Raw genomic sequence first — 24,981 nt, 5'->3', positions numbered from 1 at the left:
ATGGGTGTGACCGGTCCGATTCGTGTGGTGGTCGCCAAGCCGGGGCTCGACGGCCACGACCGTGGAGCCAAGGTGATCGCGCGGGCGCTGCGGGACGCCGGTATGGAGGTCATCTATACCGGGCTCCACCAGACGCCCGAGCAGATCGTGGACACGGCGATCCAGGAGGACGCCGACGCCATCGGTCTCTCGATCCTCTCCGGGGCGCACAACACGCTCTTCGCGAAGGTGATCGAACTGCTGAAGGAGCGCGAGGCGGAGGACATCAAGGTGTTCGGCGGCGGCATCATTCCCGAGGCGGACATCGCACCGCTCAAGGAGAAGGGCGTCGCGGAGATCTTCACCCCCGGAGCGACGACGGCCTCGATCGTCACCTGGGTGAACGCCAACGTCCGTCAGCCCGCGGAAGCCTGAACCGGTCGGCCGGGCTGGCCCCTCAAGCCAGTTCGGCGTCCATCGCCGCGCGCAGCCGCAGGGTGGAGACCAGCCGCTGGAACGCCTCCGACCAGTAGCCGCCCGCTCCCGGTGACGCCCCTTCCGGCTCGTCCTGAGTGGTCGTCAGGACCTCCAGGTGATCCGCCTCCACCGGGTCCAGGCAGCGTTCGGCGAGGCCCATCACCCCGCTGAAGCTCCATGGGTAACTCCCCGCGTCCCGGGCGATGTCGAGCGCGTCGACCACCGAGCGGCCGAGCGGCCCGGCCCACGGCACCCCGCACACGCCGAGCAGCTGGAACGCCTCGGACAGTCCGTGCGCCGCTATGAAGTCCGCCACCCAGCCCGCGCGTTCGTCGCCGGGCAGGGTGGCCAGGAGCTTGGACCGTTCGGCGAGGGAAGCCGTACCGGGACCGTTGGACGGGGGCGTCGCGGGGGAGCCGAGCAGCGCGCGGGCCCACTTCGGGTCCCGCTGCCGCACCGCTGCCCTGCACCACGCGGCGTGCAGCTCCCCGGCCCAGTCGTCGGCGACGGGCAGGGCCACGATCTCCTGTGCCGTACGTCCCCCGAACTGCTTGAGCCAGATGGTGAGCGGGGCGGCCTCCACCAGTTGGCCGAGCCACCAGGACCGTTCCCCGCGCCCGGCCGGGGGGACCGGCACCACACCGTCGCGCTGCATTCCGGTGTCGCACTCGTGCGGTGCCTCCACGGCTATGCGGGCACCGCCGCCCGTACGGTCGGGATTCACGCAGGACGCCGCGCGGGCCGCCATCCGCCCGGCCAGCGCCGAGCCGGGCAGTGCGGACAGCAGCCCGGCCGCGGTCGACCGGACATTGCGGCTCCGGTCGGACAGCGCCTGCTCCAGGAACGGCTCGTCCGCCCCGGACAGGCCGGTCCGCAGCGAGTCGAGGAACATCAGCCGGTCCTCGGCCCGCTCGGTGGACCAGGTGGTGGCCAACAGGGCGAGCGCGGCACTCGGATCCCGCGTCCGTACGGCGTCCAGCAGCGCGACCCGCTCCGCGAACAGACCCTCCTCCCACAGTCGGCGCACCGCGTCCGGGTCCGAGGCGTCGGGCCGGACCGAGCCGCCGGAGGAACCGCGCAGGGCGAACTTCCACTCGGGATTCAGGGCGGCCAGCCACCGGCCGAGCGGTCCGGCGAAGGTGAGCGCCTGCGGGCGCAGATCCGTACGCGCCCGTGCCGCGTCCAGCAGCGGCGGGAGCAGTGCGGCCGGGGCCCGGAAGCCCCGCAGATTGGCGGTGGCCAGCCACTGGGGGATGAGTTCGGTGAGGTCGGGTGCGGTACCGCGCCGCCCGCCGCCGGACGGTGCGGCACGGTCGGCGAGCAGCTGGGCGAGCCTGCGCCGGGCGGCCTCGGGAAGCGGCGGGCGCGGATCGTCGGGGGCGGACTCCGGCCGGGCGCCCGGCCGTGCGGGCAGCAGACCGGCCCGCCGCCGCACGGTGTGCAGCGCGGCGGCGTCCAGCAGCGCCACCGGAGCGTTCGCCGGAGAGGGGCCCGCCGTCCCGGCAGCCGGGGGGCGTCGGTCGGTCCCCAGCAGCGCCGATGTGACGAGCTCCTCCCACGCCGGGGCCGCGGGCGCGGCACCGGGCGAGGGCGGCGCCTCGGCACCGGGCGCGGACGGCATCACGGATGCGGTGTCGGGCGGCGTCGTGGAAGCGGTCGTGGACGAGGTCGTATTCGTACGGGGCATCGGTCCCCCTCCAGGATCGGGAGTCGCAGCGGTCAAGCAGGGTCGGGAGCCGCAGGGCCGAGAACGCGCGCCGGGGCGTGCGGCCATGGGGTCAGACGAGCGGCACGGTCTCGCCGGACCCCGCCCCCTCGCCGCCGGGGCCCGCGCTCCAGGCCGCGAACGGGTCGAAGCCGCGATGGCCGATCTCGCCGAAGACGCTGACGGGGCCGCCGCCGGAGAGCGCGACGAGCTTCCACAGGCCCGGCCGGGAGAGCGCCGCCGGGGCCACCGGCACGGCGGACTCGGTGTGGGCGTCGGCCAGTTGCCACCCGTCTCCGGAGGGCACGGGTATGACCTCGCACAGGGTGACCGGCCGGGCGTCGAGCCACGGATCGTCCCGAAGGGCGTCCCCGTACGCGGCGAGCGCGGCGGCCGTACCGGCCCCCGGCGGAGGCATCCCCCCGGGTGCGGGCGTACCGAACTGCCGGCCCAGCTCGGCCCTCTGCTGCCCGGCACCCGGATACGGCGTGAGCTCCGCGTCCAGCGTGACGCCCACCGGCAGTGCCTGACCGGGCGAGCGCCCCGCGGCTCCGAAGGAGAGCACCAGCGCGGTGCGGCCCGACTCCCTTCCGTACAGCCAGATCCGGCGGGTGACGATCTTGCCGTCCGGGGTGTCGTACTGGGCGAGGACCAGCCAGTGGTCGCGGACCGGGGGCCCTTCGGCGGGCGAGGTCAGTCCCACTCTCGTCCGCACGGTCGCGGCCAGGGGCTCCGGCAGCCGGTCCAGGCCCAGCCAGGCCGTGTCCAGCAGATGGAGCAGCGCGCACTCCTCCAGCAGCCGCACCGGCCAGCCCGGACCGGAGGCGGGTATCGCCCCCAATTCCCGCACCCGGGCCGCCAGTCCCGGCGCCTGGGCGTCGACCATGCGGGCCGCGGTCTCCTCCCACAGCCCGTACCCCGCCTGATCGGCCGCCGCGAGCCCGCCCCGCAGCAGGTCGGTGAGGCGCTGCTCCAGCTCCTGGGCGCCCCCGGTGATCCGCTCGGCCCGCCGCTCCGCGCGCTTCCTGGCGGCCTCCCGGTCGGCCGGGCCCGCCGCCCCCGTCGCCTCCGTCGACGACTCCTGCCCGGCGGCACGCCCGCGACGGCCTTCCAGCCATTCACCGGCCCAGCCCGCGACTTCGCCGCTCCGGAGCGGCGGGGTGCCGCCCGCCCAGAGCAGAAGCAGCCCCAGCGCGTGCTTGCACGGGAACTTCCGGCTCGGACAACTGCACGTGTACGCCGGTCCTGTGGTGTCCACCACCGTCCGGTACGGCGTGCTTCCGCTTCCCCTGCACAGCCCCCACACCGCGCCCGAGCCGTCGAGTCCCGCGTCGGACCACCGGTCCGCCGAACCGAGCCTGCTCCCGGCCTTTCGTGACGCGTCGTCAGGAGCCAGGGCCAGTACCTGCTCCACCGTCCAGCGCGCCGCCGGACCGGCGGCGCGCGAGGGTTCTCCCCCGTGAGATAGCAGCATGGGAACGACGGTAGGACGCCCCACTGACAATCGGCTGTGACCTGCGATCCAGCCGGTACGGCCAGGATTTGACTTTGCCTTTCCTTTGCGTTTCTCTGCGAGCTCCGGCATTCGGAGTTCGATCCAGGGGGGATCCCAGATGAACCGCACCACCCGCACCACCCGCACGTCCCGTTCCGTCCGTACGGCGTTCTGCGCCGTCGCGGTGACCGGTCTCGTGTTCGGCCTCGGCGCCTGCTCCTCCGAGTCGGTCGACAAGGCCGTCGACAAGGCTGTCGACAAGACGGTGAACGAGAAGTACGAGGTCACGTACGAGGTCACCGGCACGGGCGTCGACGAGATCCAGTTCCACGGCGGCTCCGGCGACGCCATGGACCCGAAGCTCGAAACGGTCAAGTCGCCCACGCTGCCGTGGAAGAAGACCGTGACGCTGACCGGCATCATGCCGCCCGCCGTCATGCCGATGGCGCTGGACGCGGGCGGCGCCGACATCGCCTGCACCATCACGTACGAGGGCAAGGTCATCAAGGAGAGCAAGGGCGAGGGCATGGTCGCGGCCGGCGGGTGCGTCGCCGTCTCGCCGATCGTCGGCTGACCCTTCCCCAACTGCCGCCACATCGGCCCTGACCAGCGGTCGGGGCCGATTGTCAGTGGCATGGTGCACGGTGGAACCACATCAGGTCGAACGATCTGGAGGGGGATCCATGACCGTGCCCGAAACCACCGCGGCCACCGCGACCGCCGGAGCCGGAACAGCCGCTGCCGCCGCCGTCGAGGCGGCCGGGACAGGGGCCCGCCCCGAGGTCCTGCGGCCGCACGCCGAGGACGCCTTCGCCGGTGAACTCAAGGCGCTCGCCGCCGCCGACGACCGGCCGAGACCTGTCCGCTGGCGCCTCTCGCCATGGGCCGTCGCCACCTATCTGCTGGGCGGGACGCTCCCCGACGGGACGGTGATCACACCCAAGTACGTCGGCCCGCGCCGCCTCGTCGAAGTCGCCGTGACCACACTCGCCACCGACCGGGCCCTGTTGCTCCTCGGTGTCCCCGGCACCGCCAAGACCTGGGTGTCCGAACACCTCGCCGCCGCCGTCAGCGGCGACTCGACCCTGCTCGTCCAGGGCACCGCCGGGACCCCGGAGGAAGCCGTCCGCTACGGGTGGAACTACGCGCGGCTGCTCGCCCACGGACCCAGCCGGGAAGCACTGGTCCCCAGCCCGCTCATGCGCGCCATGTCCGAAGGCATGACCGCCAGGGTCGAGGAACTGACCCGCATTCCGGCCGATGTGCAGGACGCGCTCATCACGATCCTGTCGGAGAAGACCCTCCCCGTGCCCGAGCTGGGCCAGGAGGTCCAGGCCGTCCGCGGGTTCAACCTCATCGCCACGGCGAACGACCGGGACCGCGGAGTCAACGAACTCTCCAGCGCGCTGCGCCGCCGGTTCAACACCGTGGTCCTGCCGCTGCCCGGGACACCCGAGGCCGAGGTGGACATCGTGTCCCGGCGTGTCGACCAGATCGGCCGTTCGCTCGACCTGCCCGCCGCCCCCGAGGGCATGGCCGAGATCCGGCGGGTGGTGACCGTCTTCCGGGAGCTGCGCGACGGCGTCACCACCGACGGGCGCACCAAGGTCAAGTCCCCGTCCGGGACGCTCTCCACGGCCGAGGCGATCTCCGTCGTCACCAACGGACTCGCCCTCGCCGCCCACTTCGGCGACGGCATCCTGCGGCCCGCCGACGTCGCGGCCGGAATCCTCGGTGCCGTGGTCCGGGACCCGGCGGCGGACCGGGTGGTCTGGCAGGAGTATCTGGAGACCGTGGTCCGCGAGCGGGACGGCTGGAAGGACTTCTACCGCGCCTGCCGCGAGGTCTCCGGATGACCGGGCGCACCGCGGCCACCGGGCCGCTGCTGCTGGGGGTGCGTCACCACGGCCCCGGATCGGCCCGTGCGGTCCTCGCCGCCCTGGAGGCCGTCCGGCCGGGTGCGGTGCTCGTCGAGGGGCCGCCGGAGGGGGACGCCCTGCTCCCGCTCGCCGCCGATCCGCAGATGCGGCCGCCCGTCGCGCTGCTGGCGCACGCCGTGGACGACCCGGGCCGAGCGGCTTTCTGGCCGCTGGCGGAGTTCTCGCCCGAGTGGGTGGCGATCCGCTGGGCGCTGGCCAACGACGTCCCGGTGCGCTTCGTCGACCTGCCCGCGGCGCACTCACTGGCGCTGAAGGAGACCCCGGACGGCCCTCGCGACCCCGCTGCGGGGGGAGACCCGGAAGACCGGGACGGAGAGGGCGCCGGGGAACGGGACGGCGAGGGCGCCGGGGAAGGCGACGGTGCGGCGGACAACCGGAACGGCGAGGACACCGAGGACACCGGGGACGGCAACCGCGCGGCGTACAGCCGGATGCCGTTCCCGCCCGCCGTCGACCCGATCGGCGTCCTCGCCGGGACCGCCGGTTACGAGGACCCCGAGCGCTGGTGGGAGGACGTCGTCGAGCACCGTGCTCCCGACGGCACGGCGGGCGACCCGCGCGCCCCGTTCGCCGCACTCGCCGAGGCCATGACCGCGCTGCGCGAGGTGTACGGGGACGGCGGGCATCCCCGCGATGCCGTCCGGGAGGCGTACATGAGGATCCGGCTGCGCACCGCGCGCAAGGAGTTCGGGGACGACATCGCCGTCGTCTGCGGCGCCTGGCACGTCCCCGCACTCGCCGCCAGGACCACCCTCGCCGCTGACAAGGCCCTGCTCAAGGGGCTCCCGAAGGTCAGGACCGAACTGACCTGGGTGCCATGGACCCACCGCAGGCTCGCCCGGCACAGCGGATACGGTGCCGGGATCGACTCACCCGGCTGGTACGGCCACCTCTTCGGCGCCACCGACCGGCCGATCGAGCGGTGGATGACCAAGGTCGCCGGGCTGCTCCGCGACGAGGACAGGTTCGTCTCGACCGCCCATGTCATCGAGGCCGTCCGGCTCGCCGAGACGCTCGCCGCCATGCGGGGCCGGCCGCTCGCCGGGCTCGGCGAGACCACCGACGCCGTACGGGCCGTGATGTGCGAGGGCTCCGACGTGCCGCTCGCCCTCGTGCGGGACCGGCTCGTCGTCGGCGAGACCCTCGGCGAGGTCCCGGACAGCGCCCCCGCCGTCCCGCTGCAACGCGACCTGGCCCGGCAGCAGCGCACGCTGCGGCTCAAACCGGAGGCGCCGGAGCGGGAGTTGGAGCTCGACCTCCGCAAGGACACGGACGCCGCACGCAGCAGACTGCTGCACCGGCTCCGGCTCCTCGCCGTCGGATGGGGGGAGCCCGCCACCGGCCGGGGGAGCACGGGCACGTTCCGGGAGAGCTGGCGGCTGAGCTGGGAGCCCGAGCTGCATGTACGGATCGCCGAAGCCGGAGTGTGGGGCACCACCGTGCTCTCCGCGGCCACGGCGAAGGCCGAGTCGGAAGCCGTGTCGGCCACCGCGCTGTCCGAGGTGACCGCCCTCGCCGAGCACTGCCTGCTGGCCGAGCTGACCGAGGCGCTGCCCGTCGTGATGAAGGCGCTCGCCGACCGTGCCGCACTCGACGCGGACGTCGGCCACCTCGCCGAGGCGCTGCCCGCTCTGGCCCGTTCCCTGCGGTACGGGGACGTACGTTCCACGGACACGGCCGCGCTCGGCGAGGTCGCCGCCGGGCTCGCCGAGCGGATCTGCGTCGGTCTGCCCTCCGCCTGTACCGGACTCGACGCGGACGGCGCCGACGCGCTGCGCCGCCAGGTGGACGGTGTGCACACCGCGATCGGCCTGCTCGCCGGAGCCGTACCCGCCGAGGGCCTGCGGGAGCGCTGGGCCGCCGTCCTGCGCAAGCTGGCCGACAGGGACACCGTCGCCGGGGTCATCCGCGGCCGTGCCGCCCGCCTGCTGCTCGACGAGGGGCGGCTGGCCGAGGACGACGCGGCGCGGCTCATGGGCCTCGTGCTCTCGCCCGGCACCCCGCCGCCCGACGCCGCGGCCTGGATCGAGGGCTTCGTCGGCGGAGCGTCGGGCGGCGGCATGCTGCTCGTCCACGACGAGCGGCTGCTCGGCCTGGTCGACACATGGCTCACCGGTGTCCCCGCGGACACCTTCACCGATGTGCTGCCGCTGCTGCGCCGTACGTTCTCCGCGTACGAACCGGGTGTACGGCGCACCCTGGGCGAGCTGGTCCGCCGCGGACCGGCCCCCGAAGGACCGCACCACAGCGCCACGGACCCGGCCGCGCCCGGCTTCGGCCCCGGCCTCGACGGAGCCAGGGCGGACGCCGTGGCTCCGGTGCTGCGCCTGCTGCTCGGCCTCACCCCCGGGCCGACCGCACGGAACGGCACGCAGGAGGCGGACGGTTACCTCCCGCTCCAGGAGCGGGAGGTAACCGGATGACGACACACACGGCGAGGGACACCAGCGAGAGGGAGCGGGAGCCGGTGGCGGGAACGACGGGGGTGGGTACGACTGGGGTGGGGCCGACCGCCGTCGGGACGACCGGGGCAGCGGCCGACGACGAACGGCTGCGGCGCTGGCGGATGGTGCTGGGCGCGGACAGCGCCGAGAGCACCGGACGCACGCTCACCGGCCGTGACGTCGCGATGGACGGCGCGCTGAACGCGCTCTACGGCGGCGGCGGGAAGAAGCCCGGCGGACGGGGCGGAAGCGAGCGCTCGGCGGGGCTCGGAGCCTCCGCGCCCTCCGTCGCCCGCTGGCTCGGTGACATCCGTACGTATTTCCCCAGCTCCGTCGTCCAGATCATGCAGCGCGACGCGATCGACCGCCTCGGCCTGTCGGCGCTGCTGCTGGAGCCGGAGATGCTGGAGGCCGTCGAGGCCGACGTCCATCTGGTCGGCACCCTGCTCTCGCTCAACAAGGCCATGCCGGAGACGACGAAGGAGACCGCGCGGGCCGTCGTCCGCAAAGTCGTCGAGGACCTGGAGAAACGCCTCGCGGGCCGCACCCGGGCCACCCTCACCGGAGCGCTGGACCGTTCGGCGAGGATCGGCCGGCCCCGCCACCGGGACATCGACTGGGACCGCACCATCCGGGCCAACCTCAAGAACTATCTGCCCCTTCCCGGGGAGGACGGGGCAGGAACGGTCGTACCCGAACGTCTCATCGGGTACGGGCGGGCGGCCCGGTCCGTGAAGAAGGACGTCATCCTCTGCATCGACCAGTCGGGCTCGATGGCCGCGTCCGTCGTCCACGCCGCCGTCTTCGGCGCGGTCCTCGCCTCCATGCGCACCCTGGCGACCCGGCTCGTCGTCTTCGACACGGCGGTGGTCGACCTCACCGATCAGCTCGACGACCCGGTCGACGTCCTCTTCGGCGTCCAGCTCGGCGGCGGCACGGACATCAACCGGGCGCTCGCCTACTGCCAGTCCCGCATCACCCGCCCCGCCGACACCGTCGTCGTCCTCATCAGCGACCTCTACGAGGGCGGCATACGCGACGAGATGCTCAAGCGGGTCGCCGCGATGAAGGCGTCCGGGGTGCAGTTCGTGACCCTGCTCGCCCTCTCCGACGAGGGCGCGCCCGCGTACGACCGTGAGCACGCGGCGGCGCTCGGTGCGCTCGGCACGCCCGCGTTCGCCTGCACGCCGGATCTCTTCCCCGACATCATGGCCGCGGCTATCGAGAGGAGGCCGCTGCCCGTACCGGACACGGAGCCCGCTCGGTGAGTTCGGCGACACCGCGTTTGCCCACCGCGCTCGACGGGCCCGCCCCAGTGGGTCCCCGCACCCGCGCCGACGTGGCGTTATGTCCCTCGCGGCTCGGCCACCGGCGCGATCTGTGACGGTAATCACCGCTCAGCTGTGATCTGCGATTTAGGGTCCTGTCGAGCGCGGGGATAACCTGCCGGATGGACATGCCGCGTACTCGGACACCGTGTACGCCTCCCTAGTGACAGCGCAGTCACGTTGCCCTTCGCGGCACGCCCACGCAGAAAACCAACCGCGAGACCACTAAAAGGGACGGACGCGCGTGGACCTGTTCGAGTACCAGGCGAGGGACCTCTTCGCCAAGCACGGTGTACCGGTGCTGGCCGGTGAAGTCATTGACACGCCTGAGGCAGCCCGCGAGGCGACCGAGCGGCTGGGCGGCAAGTCTGTCGTCAAGGCCCAGGTGAAGGTCGGCGGCCGAGGCAAGGCGGGCGGCGTCAAGCTCGCCGCCACCCCGGACGAGGCGGTCGCCCGTGCGACCGACATTCTCGGCATGGACATCAAGGGCCACACGGTCCACAACGTGATGATCGCCGAGACCGCACCGGAGATCCTGGAGGAGTACTACGTCTCGTACCTCCTCGACCGCACCAACCGCACCTTCCTGGCCATGGCCTCGGTGCAGGGCGGCATGGACATCGAGGAGGTCGCGGAGAAGACCCCCGAGGCCCTCGCGAAGGTCCCGGTCGACTCCAACTCCGGCGTCACCATCGAGAAGGCCCGCGAGATCGTGGCCCTGGCGAAGTTCCCGGCCGAGGTGGCCGAGAAGGTCGCCGAGGTCCTGGTGACGCTGTGGGACACCTTCGTCGCCGAGGACGCGCTCCTCGTCGAGGTGAACCCGCTGGCCAAGGTGGCCTCCGGCGACATCATCGCGCTGGACGGCAAGGTCTCGCTCGACGAGAACGCCGACTTCCGCCAGCCCGGCCACGAGGCTCTTGAGGACAAGGCCGCAGCCAACCCGCTTGAGGCTGCCGCCAAGGCCAAGAACCTCAACTACGTCAAGCTCGACGGCGAGGTCGGCATCATCGGTAACGGTGCCGGTCTGGTCATGTCGACCCTGGACGTCGTCGCGTACGCCGGTGAGAACCACGGCAACGTGAAGCCCGCCAACTTCCTCGACATCGGTGGCGGCGCCTCCGCAGAGGTCATGGCGAACGGCCTGGAGATCATCCTCGGCGACCCGGACGTCAAGTCCGTCTTCGTCAACGTCTTCGGTGGCATCACCGCTTGTGACGAGGTCGCCAACGGCATCGTCCAGGCTCTGGCGCTGCTTGAGTCCAAGGGCGAGAAGGTCGAGAAGCCGCTGGTCGTGCGCCTCGACGGCAACAACGCGGAGCTGGGTCGCAAGATCCTTTCCGACGCCAACCACCCGCTGGTGCAGCGTGTGGACACCATGGACGGCGCGGCCGACAAGGCCGCCGAGCTCGCCGCGGCTGCGAAGTAAGGGACGAGGGACTCCAACACCATGGCTATCTTCCTCACCAAGGACAGCAAGGTCATCGTCCAGGGGATGACCGGCGCCACGGGCATGAAGCACACCAAGCTCATGCTGGCTGACGGCACCGACATCGTCGGCGGCGTGAACCCGCGCAAGGCCGGCACGACCGTCGACTTCGACGGCACCGAGGTCCCGGTCTTCGGTTCCGTCAAGGAAGCGATGGAGAAGACGGGCGCGGACGTCTCCGTCCTCTTCGTGCCGCCGGCCTTCGCCAAGGCCGCCGTCGTCGAGGCGATCGACGCCGAGATCCCGCTCGCGGTCGTCATCACCGAGGGCATCGCCGTCCACGACTCCGCCGCCTTCTGGGCCTACGCGGGCTCGAAGGGCAACAAGACCCGGATCATCGGCCCGAACTGCCCGGGTCTCATCACCCCCGGCCAGTCCAACGCCGGCATCATCCCGGGCGACATCACCAAGCCCGGCCGCATCGGTCTCGTGTCCAAGTCCGGCACGCTGACCTACCAGATGATGTACGAGCTCCGCGACATCGGCTTCTCGTCCGCCGTCGGCATCGGTGGCGACCCGGTCATCGGTACGACGCACATCGACGCCCTCGCGGCGTTCGAGGCCGACCCCGAGACCGACCTCATCGTGATGATCGGCGAGATCGGCGGCGACGCCGAGGAGCGTGCCGCCGACTTCATCGCGAAGAACGTCACGAAGCCGGTCGTCGGTTACGTCGCGGGCTTCACCGCCCCCGAGGGCAAGACCATGGGCCACGCGGGCGCCATCGTCTCCGGCTCCTCCGGCACCGCCCAGGCGAAGAAGGAGGCCCTTGAGGCCGCCGGCGTGAAGGTCGGCAAGACGCCGACCGAGACCGCCAAGCTGGCGCGCGAGATCCTCGGCGCCTGATCGCCGCGCCGAGGCCGTTCCACCGCCTCGGCACAGCGTCACCGCACGGACGGCGCGGGCCCGTACCCCGGACAGGGGTACGGGCCCGCGCCGTCTCGCGCTCTCCCGTCTCGCGCTCTCCCGTCTCGCGCTCTCCCGTTCCGGGATTCTCCGCCGTCAGGGGATCCGTGGCACCAGCCGTTCCGGGCCGTTCGCGAACTCCTCGCGCAGTACCCGCTGGAGCCTCAGATCCTGGGAGGTGAGCTTCTGCGGGCCACCGCGCGGCGGCACACCGCCGACCCGCTCGGCGGGCGCGAGCGGCTGCTCGTACCGGGTGGGGGCCGTGTGCAGGGTGAACCCCGTCACGCCGATCAGCAGCGCGGCCAGGGCGATCGCCGCCCGGGTCCAGAGCTGGGCCTTGCGCTCACTGCCGCTGCGCACCGCACGGGGCGGCGGCAGCGCGGGTACCTTTCCGGCGAGGGCGAGCGCGCCCAGCCTCTCGCGCAGCAGCGCCGACTGATCGGCCGGTGAGGCGGGGCCCGTCAGTTCGGGCAGCCGTTCGGCGACGGCGGCCCGTGCGTTCATCAGCCGGCCCGCCGCCGCCGGGGTGCTCGCCTCCGTCTCGGCCGCCGTCTCCGGCAGATCCAGGCCCACACCGTCGTAGAGCAGCAGCGTGCGCCGGTACGAGGGGGGCAGGTCGAGCAGCGCGTCGCGCAGCGCCCGCCGGCCGGGCTCGGCGGGCGGCGCGTCGGGGTGCCGGTGGGCGCGGCGCAGCCGGTGCCAGGGCGACATCGCGTACTCGTACGCGGCGGCCCGTACCCAGCCCGCCGGGTCACGGTCCACGGCGACCTCCGGCCAGCGCTGCCACGCCAGCTGGAACGCGCGCTCGACGGACTCGCGGGAGAGGCTCCGGCGCCCGGTCAGCAGATACGTCTGGTGGACGAGGCCCTGCCCGTGATGGCTGTACAGGGCGTCGAACGCCTCATGGGGAGAGAGCGCCGCGACGCCCCCCGCCTCGTCGCCGGGGTCGGCACCGGGTGCGGCGCCCGGCGGCGGGCTCGCCGCGGATCTCGCCGCGTGGCCGGGCTCGGGGCCGGACCCGATGCCGGACCCGATGCCGGACCCGATGCCGGACCCGATGCCGGACCCGATGCCGGACCCGATGCCGGGCTCGATCCCGGGCTCGGTCGGGGACATGGCGGTGCTCCCGGTGGCTGCGACGGAGGGCGCGGGGGACACCGAGGGCGCGGGAGGCGCCTTCGGTGCGGGTGCGGGTGCGGTAGCGGGGGTGGTTGCGGGGGTGGGCCGCCTGTCCGGTTCGGACAGCTTCGGGACCGCCGAGGGCGTCGGCGGCCGTGCCGCCCCTTTCGCGGCGGGCCTCGGCCGGGTGGTCGAGTGGTTCGGTGCGGCGCGAGCGGTCGGAGCGGGTTGCGGGTCGTCCTCGGCGCAGGCGCCGATGAGCCTGGCGTACGCCGCCCGCTTGCGCCCGCGGGGGCTCGTGCGCCCCGTCTCCCAGGAGCGCACGGTGGCGCGCGTGACGCCGATGGCCGCCGCGACCTGCTCCTCGGTCAGTGACTTCGCCTCACGCAGTCTGCGGCACTCCTTGGGGGAGGGCAGCGGGGTGGCGGCGGCCGTATCGGTCGTGCTCCGCGTCATGAGTGGCCCCCGGAAGCGCTGCACTGGGTGAAAAAGTACATAAACGTATATTGAGCGACACAGCGGCCGTTCGCCCGTTACACGGAATAAGCGCGTGTCGTTGGCAGCATGGCGGCGTGACCCAAGTGACCGAGCGCAGCCCGATGTTGTCGGCCGAGCGGGGCAGGTCCACCGCTCTGGCCTCCGCCTTTCTGCGGGGAGTGATCGCGGCGGGGCTCGGGCTCGGCTCGCTCGCCGTGCTGGTCATGGTGCTGTGGATCAGCTCTCCGTACCCGGACAGCGGGCCCGGTGGAGCCCTGCACGTCGCGGCCGGGATCTGGCTGCTCGCGCACGGCGCCGAACTCGTCAGAACCGACACCCTCAGCGGTGTCCCGGCTCCCGTGGCGACCGTCCCGCTGCTGCTCGTACTGCTGCCGGTATGGCTGGCGCACCGGGCCGCCCGTGATGCGGCGGATCCCGACGAGGGGCGTGCCCGGCCCTCGCCGGCCGGTGCGTTCTGCGCGGTCACGGCCGGATATCTGCTGGTCGCGGCGGGTGCCGCGGCCTATGCGCGGGGCGGGTCGCTGAGCGCGGACCCGGACACGCTGCTGTTCCCGGCGGCCTTCGTGGTGGCGGGTTCGGCGGCGGCCGGGGTGTGGACGGCGGCCGGGCGCCCGCTGGGGTCCGTGCCGTCCTGGGCGCCGCTGTGGCTCCAGGAGGCCGTCGCGCGCACCCTCTTCCGGACCCGGGTCGAGACGCTGTGCCGGTCCGCCGCGGCCGGGGTGATGGTGCTGCTCGGCGGCGGTGCGCTGGTGGTGGCGGCGGGGCTGGTGTGGCACGCGCAGGAGACCCAGCAGTCCTTCCTGTCGCTCTCCGGGGACTGGGCGGGGCGGTTCGCCGTGCTGCTGCTGGCCCTGGCGCTGGTGCCGAACGCCGCGCTGTGGGGTGCCGCGTACGGCCTCGGCCCCGGATTCGTGCTCGGTACGGGGGCCACGGTCACCCCGGCCGCCGTCCACGGGCAGCCGGCTCTGCCCCACTTCCCGCTGTTGGCGGCGGTACCGGACCAGGGGCCAGGGTCGCTCGCGAACTGGGCGGCCGCGGCGGTCCCGGTCGCGGCCGGTCTGGCGGTCGCCTGGTTCACCGTACGGAGGGCCGTTCCGGTCCCCGCGGTACGCGAGGGGTCCTGGAGCCCGCGGGAGACCGCGCTGGTGACGCTGCTGGCCGCGGTGGGCTGCGGGGCCGGTACGGCGGCGCTCACGGCGATGTCCGGGGGGCCGCTCGGGACGGGGGCGCTGGCGGACTTCGGGCCCGTGTGGTGGCTGACGGGACCGGCCGCACTCGCGTGGACGGCGGTCATCGGCGTGCCGCTGGCGCTGCTGCTACGGGTGTGGCGGATGCGGGAGCCCGGATGGGCGTGGCGGCGGGCCGCGACGGAGGAGCCCCGGGAGCCCCGGGTGGAGACGCGCCCCGGGAGCGACGCGAGCGACGGCAGCGACGGCAGTGACGAGTCCGCGCAGGAGACCGCGCAGGAGTCCGCGCAGGAGAGCACCGGGCGGCGGCGCTGGTGGAAGGGGAAGGGGGAAGGGAAAGGGAAGCGGAAGGGCGAGGCCGGGGAGGGAGCGGGCGAGGCCGCCGTGCCCGGCTCCGGCTCCGGCTCCTTGCCCGGCTCCGTGTCCGGCCTACCCGCGTCGGCGTCCGCTTCACGTCCGGGGGGCACGTCCCATGGGGCGGACGCGGCGACAGGGACGAACGCGGCGGACACGGGCTTCGAGCCCTACGACTTCCTGCCGGCCGACCCCTGGCACGACACGGAGGCCAGGGAGGCCCGGTGGGCCTCGCTCAAGGAGGGTTCCGGCGGGCTCATGGCCGACTTTCCGCCGGATGTCCCGTCCGACCGGGCTCCGGAGCCCTCGCGGCCCCCCGAGCCCGGCCAGGAGGCTACTCCTTGACGCCGAAGAAGGGTTCCAGCGGCTTCGGCAGCAGATCGTTGCAGGCCAGCGCTCCGGACTTGGTCAGGGCGTCGTTCACGCAGGTGTAGTAGTCGCGGTAGACCAGCTGGACCGTGAACGTCGTCGCGACGATCGACAGCGCGAGCAGGGCGGTCACCAGCCCGCTGACCGCCGCCGTGGTCTGCGGCCGGGTGCTGCCGCCCTGCGCGGTGGCGGGAGGGGTTCCCGGCGCGGGCGGCGTCGCGCGGCCCTCCGCCCCCTCCGTACCGGTCACCGCGGTGGCGCCCGTACCGGCGCCCGCCCCCGCGGCTCCTGCCGCCCCGTCCTTCGCGGACGGGCTGCCGGGCTTGGCGCGCAGGGAGCTCAGCGCCCAGTAGACGGAGAGCGCACCCAGGAGCAGGGCGACCTCCGGGAAGTCGAAGAGTGCGAAGAAGAACGCCCACATGCCGCCGAGCACCGCGTACCGGGCGCGCCGCTGGGCGGGGTCGGTCGGGTCCCAGCGCAGTCCGCCCGGTTTGCGTTCCGGTCCGCCCTGCCCGCCGTTGCCGTTGCCGCCGGGGCGGCTGCCGAACCCGCCGTTGCCCCGGCCGGGCTGCTGGTCGCTCCACTGGCTGCCCCACACCGGGCGGTCGCCGGAGGAACCGCTGCCCGAGCCGTCGCCCTTGCCGTTCTTGTCACCGTCCGGGGACGAGGAAGAAGAGGAGGACGGGTGGCGCGGCTGCCACGGCTGGTCGGGCCGGTCCACGGGCGGCGCCGCGAACGGATTGTCGTCGGAGGAACCGGAGGAACCAGAGGGATCGGAAGGACCAGAGGAACCAGAGGGATCGGAAGGACCGGAAGGGCCAGCAGAATCTGAGGGGCCAGAGGAACCAGGTGCACCAGAGGAACCAGGGGCACCAGAGGAACGAGCAAGGCGGAAGGCGGTGCGGCGGCGTCGGTCCGGCATGTGGTGAACGTCTTCCCCATCTCGTCATGTCCGTCCCGAGGACGGTTCGTCCGCCCGGTGGACGGCTCGCTGTCCCCTGACGCTACCTCCCGGTCACGCCCCCGTCCCGTGGGGGCCGCTGGGTGTGCCGGTATCGTTGCTGACGGTCGGCCCGTTCGTAGAGTTCCCCGTATCGAGGGGCGAGATTCTTTCGTACGACCGTACAAAGAGCACCGCAAGCACATCGCACCTGAGTTACCACGCGAGAAAGGGCCCAGCTGTGGCCTCCCCGCCCCCCTCCGCCGCTCCGGCCCGCCTGGTCGTGCTGGTCTCCGGATCCGGTACGAATCTCCAGGCCCTGCTCGACGCCATCGGTGACGACCCCCTGGGGTACGGCGCCGAGGTCGTCGCGGTCGGCGCGGACCGCGACGGCATCGTCGGTCTGGAGCGTGCCGAGCGTGCCGGGTTGCCCACTTTCGTGTGCAAGGTCAAGGACCATGCCACCCGCGAGGAGTGGGATGAGGCGCTCGCGGCCGCCACGGCCGCGCACCGCCCGGACCTCGTCGTCTCCGCGGGATTCATGAAGATCGTGGGCAGCGCGTTCCTCGCCGCGTTCGGCGGCCGGTTCATCAACACCCACCCCGCCCTGCTCCCCAGCTTTCCCGGTGCCCATGGGGTGCGTGACGCGCTCGCGTACGGCGTCAAGGTCACCGGCTGCACCGTCCACTTCGTCGACGACGGCGTCGACACCGGTCCGATCATCGCGCAGGGCGTGGTCGAGGTGACCGAAGAGGACACGCCGGAGGGCGAAGCCGCTCTCCATGAACGCATCAAGGAAGTCGAGCGCAAGCTGCTCGTCGAGGCCGTGGGGCGACTCGCCCGTGACGGCCATCGCATTGAGGGACGAAAGGTTCATCTCGGTCATGTCGGTGAATAAGCCCATCCGCCGCGCCCTGGTCAGTGTCTACGACAAGACGGGGCTCGAAGACCTCGCCCGCGGTCTGCACGGGGCGGGCGTCGAGCTCGTCTCCACCGGCTCCACCGCCGCGAGGATCGCCGCCGCCGGAGTGCCGGTCACCAAGGTCGAGGAGCTCACCGGTTTCCCCGAGTGCCTCGACGGCCGCGTGAAGACGCTGCACCCCCGCGTGCACGCCGGAATCCTCGCCGACCTGCGCCTGGACGCCCACCGCGAGCAGCTCGCCGAACTCGGTGTGGAGCCCTTCGACCTCGTCGTCGTCAACCTGTACCCGTTCAAGGAGACCGTCGCCTCCGGCGCCTCCGACGACGCGTGCGTGGAGCAGATCGACATCGGCGGCCCTTCGATGGTCCGCGCCGCCGCCAAGAACCACCCGTCCGTGGCCGTCGTGACGAGCCCCGAGCGGTACGCCGACGTCCTCGCCGCCGTCGAGGCGGGCGGCTTCGACCTGGGCGCCCGCAAGCGCCTGGCCGCCGAGGCCTTCCAGCACACCGCCGCGTACGACGTGGCCGTGGCCTCCTGGTTCGCCGCCGATTACGCCGCCGCCGACGACTCGGGCTTCCCCGACTTCTTCGGTACGACGTACGAGCGCGGCAATGTCCTGCGCTACGGCGAGAACCCGCACCAGCCCGCCGCCCTCTACACCTCGGGCGCCGGTGGCCTGGCCGAGGCGGAGCAGTTGCACGGCAAGGAGATGTCGTACAACAACTACACGGACACCGATGCCGCGCGCCGGGCCGCGTACGACCACGCCGAGCCCTGTGTCGCGATCATCAAGCACGCCAACCCGTGCGGCATCGCGATCGCCGACGACGTCGCCGAGGCGCACCGCAACGCACACGCCTGTGACCCGATGTCCGCGTTCGGCGGTGTCATCGCCGTCAACCGTCCGGTGACCGTCGCCATGGCCGAGCAGGTCGCGGAGATCTTCACCGAGGTCATCGTCGCCCCGGCGTACGAGGACGGCGCCGTCGAGGTGCTGGCCCGCAAGAAGAACATCCGCGTGCTGCGCTGCCCCGAGGCCCCGGTCGCCGAGGTCGAGGTCAAGCCGATCGACGGCGGTGCGCTGCTCCAGGTCACCGACCGGCTCCAGGCCGACGGCGACAACCCGGCGAACTGGACCCTCGCCACCGGTGAGGCCCTCTCCGAGGACGAGCTCAAGGAGCTCGCCTTCGCGTGGAAGGCGTGTCGCGCGGTCAAGTCCAACGCGATCCTGCTCGCCAAGGACGGCGCCTCGGTCGGTGTCGGCATGGGCCAGGTCAACCGTGTCGACTCCGCCAAGCTCGCCGTCGAGCGGGCGGGCGAGGAGCGGGCGCGCGGGGCGTACGCCGCCTCCGACGCGTTCTTCCCGTTCCCCGACGGCCTGGAGATCCTCACCGCGGCCGGTATCCGGGCCGTGGCCCAGCCCGGTGGATCGGTCCGTGACGAGCTGGTCGTCGAGGCCGCGCAGAAGGCGGGCGTGACCATGTACTTCACGGGCACGCGCCACTTCTTCCACTGAGCCGGCCCGTTCCGGCGCGGCGTAGTCGTTCCGTTCCGGCGCGGCGCGGGCCGCACCCTCTCCGGGGGTGCGGCCCGCGCCGCGTCCGGGGGGTCCCGGAGCATCCGGGAATTCAGGACTTCGTCGCCCCTCTGTTCTAATAAACGGCCGTGGGGAATCCGTAGCGGGGGCGTCGTGCTTGATCTGAACAAAGGGAAATCGGGCCGGTCCGGCGCGGAGGGCGACGGTCCGCCTTCCCGTGTGCCGGCCCCCGGCGGACCGGTGCTCGACACGACCGCGGACACCGCGGGCAGGGCGGACACCGCAGACGTTGCGGGGGGCGTCGACGCCGCGGGGGACGCGGACGTCAGCCGTGTTCCGCTGCGCCCGTACGTGATCGCCGCGGCCGTCCTGTGCGCGCTCTACTTCCTCTACTCCCACCTCCAGTACAGCCGGTTCGGCTCACCCTCCTGGGACCTGGGGATATTCGAGCAGGAAGTACGGGCGTACGCCGGCCTGCACGCCCCCGTCGTCGACATCAAGGGCCCCGGCTATCTGATCCTCGGCGATCACTTCAGCCCCGTTGTGGCGCTGCTCGTCCCGCTCTACTGGATCTGGCCCTCCGCCGAAGCCCTGCTGTTCGCGCAGGCGGCCCTGTTCGCCGTCTCCGCCGCGGTCGTCGGGCGCACCACCCAGCAGATCCTGGGCGGCCGCTCGGGCCTGTGCGTCACCGTCGCGTACGGGCTCTCCTGGGGCCTCCAGGAGGCGGTGAAGTCCGACTTCCACGAAATCGCCTTCGCCGTACCGCTGCTCGCCCTCGTCTGCCGCGCCCTGCTCACCCGCCGATGGACCGCCGCCGCCCTCTGGGCCCTGCCGCTGGTCCTGGTCAAGGAGGACCTGGGCGCCACCGTCGCCGTCGTCGGCCTCCTGCTCTTCCTGTACGGCCGCCGGCTCCAGGGCGCCCTGCTGGCAGCCTTCGGCCTACTGGCCTTCGTCGTCACCGTCTTCGTCCTCATACCGGCGGCCAGCAGCGCGGGGACGTACGACTACTGGACGAAGATCGACAAGAACGGCGAGCAGGACGTCTCCCTCTTCGACTCCGTCCTCGGCGTCCTCAACTCCTCGGTCAAGATCGAGATGCTGGTCTTCCTGGTCGGCATCACCGCCTTCATGGCGCTGCGCTCGCCCCTGATCCTGCTGATCCTGCCCACGCTCGGCTGGCGCCTGCTGTCCCAGGACTCCCACCACTGGGGCATGATCTGGCACTACAGCGCCATCCTGATGCCGGTGCTCTTCCTGGCCATGGCCGACGGCATCCGCCGCGGCCGCGCCTCCGCGCGCCCCTGGCTCGCCTCGTACGCGAAGGTCGCCGTCCCCGTCGCCACCGCGATCGCCGTGGCCCTCACCCAGCATCTGCCGCTGCGCGACCTGCTGCGCCCCGAGACCTACCGCACCGACGCGCGCACCCACGCGGCCCGGCAGGCGCTGGAGGCCATCCCCGCGGGGGCGCGCGTCGAGACGGACATCACGCTGATGGCGCACCTCACGGGCGACCGCACCGTCTACTGGGTCGGCGGAGCCCCCGGTACCGCCCCCGACATCGTCGCCATCAACCTGGACTTCGGCTGGGCGCAGCCGATCACCGACCCGGTGGCGTACGCCCAGCAGCTCCACCCCGAGGCGCGCTATCGGCTCAAGCACCGGTCCGGGAGCTTCGTGGTCATGGAGCGCACCACCCCGGCCCCGGCGGAGATCCCGGGGCGCTGACAGTCGGTACGGGGCCGGGCCGGGGCGGTGCGGACGCCGGTACGGGGGTCCGGGGGCGGGGCGTACGCCCGTACGGGGCCGGGAAAACGCGCGGAGGCCGCCCCGGGTGAACGGGTGCGGCCTCCGGTGCGAGCGGGGCGGTTCAGCCGGCCTTGACGACCACCGACGAGCAGACCTTGTCCGCGAACGTCTGCTTCTTCGAGTCCCACAGCGGCCACAGCCAGCCGATGTAGCAGGCGACGCTGTCCAGGAAGTGGGCCAGGCGGCGCACGAAGGCCATGCCGAAGCCGAGCGGACGGCCGTCGGCCTCGCGCAGCAGCCGGATGCCCACGGCCTTCTTGCCGATCGTCTGGCCCGTGGTGCCTTCCTGGTAGCACTGCCAGAGGGCGACGGCGATCATCGCGACGAAACCGATGACGGCGAGCACAGCACCCACGGCGTCCCCGACGCCACCGCCGATGACGGCCACCATGTACGGAACCATGAGGATCAGGCCGTCGATGATGAACCCGCCGAGGCGCAGACCCCAGTGGGCCAGCTCGGGCATGCCGCTGCCGTAGCCGGGCTGCTGCGGGTAGCCGCCGCCGTAGGGCTGGCCGGGCTGCTGCTGGGGGTAGCCGTAACCCTGCTGCGGGACACCCTGCGGAGCCTGCTGCGGGTAGCCGTAACCGGGCTGCTGGCCCTGGGGCGGCTGGCCGGGCTGCTGCCCGTACGGATTGTTCGGGTCGCCGAAGCTCATGGGTGTTCCTTACAGCAGACGTGCGGGGACGGATACGGCCGCACGGAGGAAGGAACAGGTCAGCGGTCCGCCCCCCGTACTACCGCGGCACTGCGACCATCATCGTTATAAGTCGTACGTAAGTTTGTCCAGTCCGGGTCACCAGGTGTTGTGCAAGTGCAACCTTGTGTCCACGCGGTGACCCGCAATTGGTATGCGGGCGGGGTCATCCGCGAGGATGGGAACATGACTGCCCAGATTCTCGATGGCAAGGCCACCGCTGCCGCGATCAAATCCGATCTGACCGTCCGTGTGGCGGCCCTCAAGGCCCAGGGCATCGTCCCCGGCCTGGGAACCCTGCTCGTCGGGGACGACCCGGGCAGCCGCTGGTACGTGAACGGCAAGCACCGTGACTGCGCGCAGGTCGGCATCGCCTCCATCCAGCGCGAACTGCCCGACACCGCGACCCAGGAGGAGATCGAGGAGGTCGTGCGCGAGCTCAACGGCAACCCCGAGTGCACGGGTTACATCGTTCAGCTCCCCCTCCCCAAGGGCATCGACACCAACCGGGTCCTGGAACTGATGGAGCCGGCCAAGGACGCCGACGGCCTGCACCCGATGAGCCTCGGCCGGCTGGTCCTCAACGAGACCGGCCCGCTGCCCTGCACCCCCCAGGGCGTCGTCCAGCTGCTCCGCGCCCACGGTGTGGAGATCAACGGGGCGCATGTCGTGGTCGTCGGACGCGGAGTCACCATCGGCCGCTCGATCCCGCTGCTGCTGACCCGTAAGACCGAGAACGCCACCGTCACCCAGTGCCACACCGGTACGCGTGACCTCTCCTCGCACCTCAGGCAGGCCGACATCATCGTGGCCGCCGCCGGTGTGCCACACCTGATCAAGCCCGAGGACGTGAAGCCGGGCGCCGCCGTGCTCGACGTCGGCGTCAGCCGCGACGAGAACGGCAAGATCGTCGGAGATGTGCACCCCGGCGTCGCCGAGGTGGCCGCCTGGGTCGCCCCGAACCCCGGCGGTGTCGGCCCGATGACCCGTGCCCAGCTGCTGGTCAACGTGGTCGAGGCCGCCGAGCGGATGGCCGCCGAGGCCGCCGACGCCGCCGCGACCGCGGGCTGACCCGGACCGGAAGGAACCCCATGGGTGCTGGTACGAGTCAGGCCGAACCCACTCCCGCCCGCCGGGAGTCGGGTGCGTCGGGGGAGCAGGGGAAACCGGGGGAGCCGGGCGTGGCGACGGACGACGGAGCGGGCGACGCGGTGGGCGACGGAGCTGACGCGGTGAAGAGCGAGAGCTCCGGCGGTTCGGGACCCGGTTCGGGTGCCGAAGCCGGTGCGGACGCCGGTGCCGACGCGGCTTCGGACGCTGCTTCGGATGCCGGTCCCGAAGCCGCTTCGGGTGCCGGTGCTGCTTCGGATGCCGGTCCCGAAGCCGAGGCCGAAGCCGTTTCCGGTAGTTCCGAAGCCGATTCCATCTCCGCTTCCGACTCCGGGGGCGCCGCTCCCCGTAAGTCGCGCCGCTTCCCGTCGCTGACCCGCGACACGGCCCGTCCCGAGGGCGGCGGCAGGGCGGCTCCGGGCGACGCGCCCGCCCCGGCGCGGCAGTGGCCGCTGCTCACCGTGCTCTGCACGGCCGGCGCGGGGCTGCTGATCGTCGCCACGGACCCGTTCGACCAGGCGTTCCGGATCGGCACGATGCTGATCGGGTTCGCGCTCGTCGCCGGGGCCGTGCTGCGCTGGGTGGTCCCCTCGGTCGGCATGCTCGCCGTGCGGTCCCGGTTCACCGACCTGGTCACGTACGGGCTGATGGGGACCCTGATCGTGATGCTCGCGCTGATGGCCCAGCCCAAGCCGTGGCTGGACATTCCGGTGCTGGAGGACGCGGTCCACTTCACCATCCGCTGAGCCTGTTCCGACGGAGTGTCCGTCCCCTCCCCCGAGGAGGACGGACACCCGCGGCCGGGGCTCGACCGAAGCGGGAAGCTCCGGTGTGCGGTGACGTGCGTGGCCTTGCCGCGTCCCGCATTCAGAGTCATGGACATGAAGAGCCGGTACAAGTGATCGCCGGGGCCTGTGGCACGGAAGTGACCATTCCGGCACGGTGTGATCGTCGCGCAACGGTGGCAGACTGGCACGGCGCACGGTACGGAGCGCGGCGCACGACAAGGCGCGCCGCAGTCCGAGTGCTTCTGTGCGCTCCCTCGTCAGGAACTGACACCCTGGCTTCGCACATCCTCTTGGGCAGACCCGGAAACGGAAGACCGCCGAACCGGGCGTCGGGGCACGGAGCCGGTCGGCAGCGGGGCACAGCAGACACGTCCGGGGGAATACAGAGGGGGGAGAGGGGCCATGCCTCGCTGGAAGGCGCTACCGGAGGAACTCGACCCGCAGATACGGGAGTTCGCCAGCCAGTTGCGCAGGCTCGTCGACCGCGGCGGCCTGAGCATCGCCGCGGTGGCCGACCGTACGGGTTACAGCAAGACGTCATGGGAGCGGTATCTCAACGGGCGGCTGCTCGCGCCCAAGCGTGCCGTTCTCGCCCTCGCCGAGGTGACGGGCACCGATCAGAACCACCTGAGCGTCATGTGGGAGCTGGCCGAACGCGCCTGGAGCCGCTCCGAGATGCGCCACGACAGAACGATGGAGACCATCCGGATCACGGAAGCGCGCGCGGCGCTCGGTGAGTTCGGTACGGTCCCTGCGGCGGGCGCGGGCGGCCGGAGCGGCCGCTCGGGAGGCGGCAGGCACGGTTCCGGGCGGTCCGGTATCGCCGACGGGGGAGCCTCCGCCGCGGCGGGCGCGGGACCCGGCGCGTACGCGTACGACGCGGCGCGCCCGCCGTCCGTACCCGTCCAGCGCGGTACGGTGCCGCACCTTCCGCACCAGCCGCAGTCGCCGCACCACTCGCCACCGCAGCCCGGCCCCCGGCCGCCGAACCGCAGCGGCCGTCGGGGCAGGCCCGCGGGCCGCCGCAAGCCGGCCGTGGTCGTCGCGGGCGTCGTCGGCGTAGTACTGGTCGTGACCGCGGCGGTGCTCCTCACCGGACTGGGCGGCGACGACGGCGAGAAGAAGACCGCCACGCCCCCGTCGGCCGCACCGACAACAGGGGCGGCGAAGCTGCCGGACGGCGTCGAGTGCAGTGGCGCCGACTGCACGGGACAGGACCCCGAGGCCATGGGCTGCGGTGGCCAGTACGCCCGTACGGTGTCCAGCGCCGTGGTCGGCGGCAGCCGGATCGAGGTGCGCTACAGCGAGCCCTGTTCGGCGGCCTGGGCCCGGATCACCGAGGCCGCCACGGGCGACACCGTGCGGATCAGCGCGGGGAAGGCAGAGCAGGACGGCACGGTGGACGCGGACAAGGACGCGTACACCCCGATGGTCTCCGTGAAGAAGGCCGACGACGCCAAGGCGTGCGCGACGCTCGCCTCCGGCACGAAGGGGTGCACCGTCCCCCAGGCGTGAGGGCGCGCGACGCGTGCGGCGTGTGCGGCGAATTCGACGGGGGCGTGCGCGGCGCAGTGCGCCGCGCGGGTGCGTCACCCGGAGCCGGGCGGTCTGCCGGTGGGCGGGGTGCGTGCCTCGCGGGCCGTGCGTGGGACCCTGTGTGCGGGCCGTGCGTGCGGTGCGTGACCGGTTGTGTGCCGTGCCACAGGGGGGCGGGCGGCCGGGCGCGCGCGGGTCGGATAGCCTGACCGCTGGATATCTCTTCACATCAAGATTCAGAGGTGTCCAGCACCAGGGGACCGGCACGAGGGGTCGGGACCCCCACCGCCAGCTGTCTAACGGAGATCGCCATGACCCGCACTCCCGTGAATGTCACCGTGACCGGCGCAGCCGGCCA

The 24,981-nt window shown here is 72.6% G+C and carries 20 protein-coding genes; 15 read left to right on the top strand and 5 right to left on the bottom strand.

What is annotated here, in order from left to right:
• Positions 1-414 carry a cobalamin B12-binding domain-containing protein gene (locus A6A29_RS02700; RefSeq protein ID WP_073718273.1) on the top strand — a complete coding sequence of 138 codons (414 nt, stop codon included), beginning with the start codon at positions 1-3 and terminating at the stop codon, positions 412-414.
• Between the two features lie 22 nt (positions 415-436).
• Here A6A29_RS02700 and A6A29_RS02695 read toward each other — a convergent pair whose 3' ends face one another.
• The gene (locus tag A6A29_RS02695) at positions 437-2,143 is read right to left on the bottom strand and encodes a DUF5691 domain-containing protein (protein WP_073718272.1); all 1,707 of its coding nucleotides are present in this window, start codon (positions 2,141-2,143) and stop codon (positions 437-439) included.
• A 91-nt stretch (positions 2,144-2,234) separates the two neighbouring features.
• Complete coding sequence (locus A6A29_RS02690) at positions 2,235-3,635, bottom strand: SWIM zinc finger family protein (RefSeq protein WP_073718271.1); 1,401 nt, start codon at positions 3,633-3,635, stop codon at positions 2,235-2,237.
• 139 nt (positions 3,636-3,774) lie between these two features.
• Here A6A29_RS02690 and A6A29_RS02685 point away from each other — a divergent pair, with 139 nt between their 5' ends.
• From A6A29_RS02685 to sucD, 6 genes are all read left to right on the top strand, one after another.
• Positions 3,775-4,230, top strand: a complete 456-nt coding sequence (locus A6A29_RS02685; protein ID WP_073718270.1) for an MmpS family transport accessory protein — start codon at positions 3,775-3,777, stop codon at positions 4,228-4,230.
• Positions 4,231-4,339: 109 nt separating this feature from the next.
• The gene (locus A6A29_RS02680; RefSeq protein ID WP_073718269.1) at positions 4,340-5,512 is read left to right on the top strand and encodes an ATP-binding protein; all 1,173 of its coding nucleotides are present in this window, start codon (positions 4,340-4,342) and stop codon (positions 5,510-5,512) included.
• Complete coding sequence (locus A6A29_RS02675) at positions 5,509-8,019, top strand: DUF5682 family protein (protein WP_241838298.1); 2,511 nt, start codon at positions 5,509-5,511, stop codon at positions 8,017-8,019. The genes A6A29_RS02680 and A6A29_RS02675 overlap by 4 nt, the downstream gene beginning before the upstream one ends.
• A gap of 143 nt (positions 8,020-8,162) precedes the next feature.
• Positions 8,163-9,308, top strand: a complete 1,146-nt coding sequence (locus tag A6A29_RS02670) for a VWA domain-containing protein (RefSeq protein WP_241838344.1) — start codon at positions 8,163-8,165, stop codon at positions 9,306-9,308.
• Positions 9,309-9,612: 304 nt separating this feature from the next.
• Complete coding sequence (gene sucC, locus A6A29_RS02665; RefSeq protein ID WP_073718268.1) at positions 9,613-10,794, top strand: ADP-forming succinate--CoA ligase subunit beta; 1,182 nt, start codon at positions 9,613-9,615, stop codon at positions 10,792-10,794.
• A 21-nt stretch (positions 10,795-10,815) separates the two neighbouring features.
• The gene (sucD, locus tag A6A29_RS02660; protein ID WP_073718267.1) at positions 10,816-11,700 is read left to right on the top strand and encodes a succinate--CoA ligase subunit alpha; all 885 of its coding nucleotides are present in this window, start codon (positions 10,816-10,818) and stop codon (positions 11,698-11,700) included.
• A gap of 156 nt (positions 11,701-11,856) precedes the next feature.
• Here the strand turns inward: sucD and A6A29_RS02655 are convergent, their stop codons facing one another.
• Complete coding sequence (locus tag A6A29_RS02655; RefSeq protein ID WP_079182543.1) at positions 11,857-13,335, bottom strand: helix-turn-helix domain-containing protein; 1,479 nt, start codon at positions 13,333-13,335, stop codon at positions 11,857-11,859.
• 125 nt (positions 13,336-13,460) lie between these two features.
• Between A6A29_RS02655 and A6A29_RS02650 the strand changes: the two genes are divergently transcribed.
• Entirely contained in the window at positions 13,461-15,263 is a 1,803-nt protein-coding gene (locus tag A6A29_RS02650) for a cell division protein PerM (protein ID WP_073718960.1), read from the top strand.
• Here A6A29_RS02650 and A6A29_RS02645 read toward each other — a convergent pair.
• The gene (locus A6A29_RS02645) at positions 15,253-16,209 is read right to left on the bottom strand and encodes a hypothetical protein (protein ID WP_073718266.1); all 957 of its coding nucleotides are present in this window, start codon (positions 16,207-16,209) and stop codon (positions 15,253-15,255) included. The two genes, A6A29_RS02650 and A6A29_RS02645, sit on opposite strands and share 11 nt — an antisense overlap.
• Positions 16,210-16,468: 259 nt before the next feature.
• Between A6A29_RS02645 and purN the strand changes: the two genes are divergently transcribed.
• The 3 genes from purN to A6A29_RS02630 all read left to right on the top strand — a co-directional run bounded on the left by purN (position 16,469) and on the right by A6A29_RS02630 (position 20,411).
• Positions 16,469-17,125: a phosphoribosylglycinamide formyltransferase gene (purN, locus tag A6A29_RS02640; RefSeq protein ID WP_073718265.1), complete on the top strand. Its 657-nt coding sequence runs from the start codon at positions 16,469-16,471 to the stop codon at positions 17,123-17,125.
• On the top strand, positions 17,112-18,665 hold the full coding sequence (gene purH, locus A6A29_RS02635) for a bifunctional phosphoribosylaminoimidazolecarboxamide formyltransferase/IMP cyclohydrolase (RefSeq protein WP_073718264.1): 1,554 nt from the start codon (positions 17,112-17,114) through the stop codon (positions 18,663-18,665). The genes purN and purH overlap by 14 nt, the downstream gene beginning before the upstream one ends.
• 174 nt (positions 18,666-18,839) lie before the next feature.
• Positions 18,840-20,411 carry a DUF2079 domain-containing protein gene (locus tag A6A29_RS02630; protein WP_073718263.1) on the top strand — a complete coding sequence of 524 codons (1,572 nt, stop codon included), beginning with the start codon at positions 18,840-18,842 and terminating at the stop codon, positions 20,409-20,411.
• Positions 20,412-20,553: 142 nt separating this feature from the next.
• Here the strand turns inward: A6A29_RS02630 and A6A29_RS02625 are convergent, their stop codons facing one another.
• A complete protein-coding gene (locus tag A6A29_RS02625; protein ID WP_073718262.1) occupies positions 20,554-21,150 on the bottom strand; it encodes an RDD family protein in 597 nt (198 codons plus the stop codon).
• 225 nt (positions 21,151-21,375) lie between these two features.
• Here A6A29_RS02625 and A6A29_RS02620 point away from each other — a divergent pair, with 225 nt between their 5' ends.
• The 4 genes from A6A29_RS02620 to A6A29_RS47440 form a co-directional block, all read left to right on the top strand.
• Entirely contained in the window at positions 21,376-22,260 is an 885-nt protein-coding gene (locus tag A6A29_RS02620; RefSeq protein WP_073718261.1) for a bifunctional methylenetetrahydrofolate dehydrogenase/methenyltetrahydrofolate cyclohydrolase, read from the top strand.
• A gap of 20 nt (positions 22,261-22,280) precedes the next feature.
• Entirely contained in the window at positions 22,281-23,045 is a 765-nt protein-coding gene (locus A6A29_RS02615; protein WP_073718260.1) for a DUF3017 domain-containing protein, read from the top strand.
• Between the two features lie 444 nt (positions 23,046-23,489).
• Positions 23,490-24,602: an XRE family transcriptional regulator gene (locus A6A29_RS02610; RefSeq protein WP_073718259.1), complete on the top strand. Its 1,113-nt coding sequence runs from the start codon at positions 23,490-23,492 to the stop codon at positions 24,600-24,602.
• A gap of 332 nt (positions 24,603-24,934) precedes the next feature.
• Positions 24,935-24,981, top strand: a 47-nt coding sequence (locus A6A29_RS47440; RefSeq protein ID WP_274535787.1) for a hypothetical protein, incomplete at its 3' end; no start/stop codon positions are given.

It is taken from the genome of Streptomyces sp. TSRI0281 (assembly GCF_001905125.1).
In the GTDB taxonomy this organism is placed as follows: Bacteria; Actinomycetota; Actinomycetes; order Streptomycetales; family Streptomycetaceae; genus Streptomyces.
This window is presented reverse-complemented; position numbering and strand designations above follow the sequence as displayed.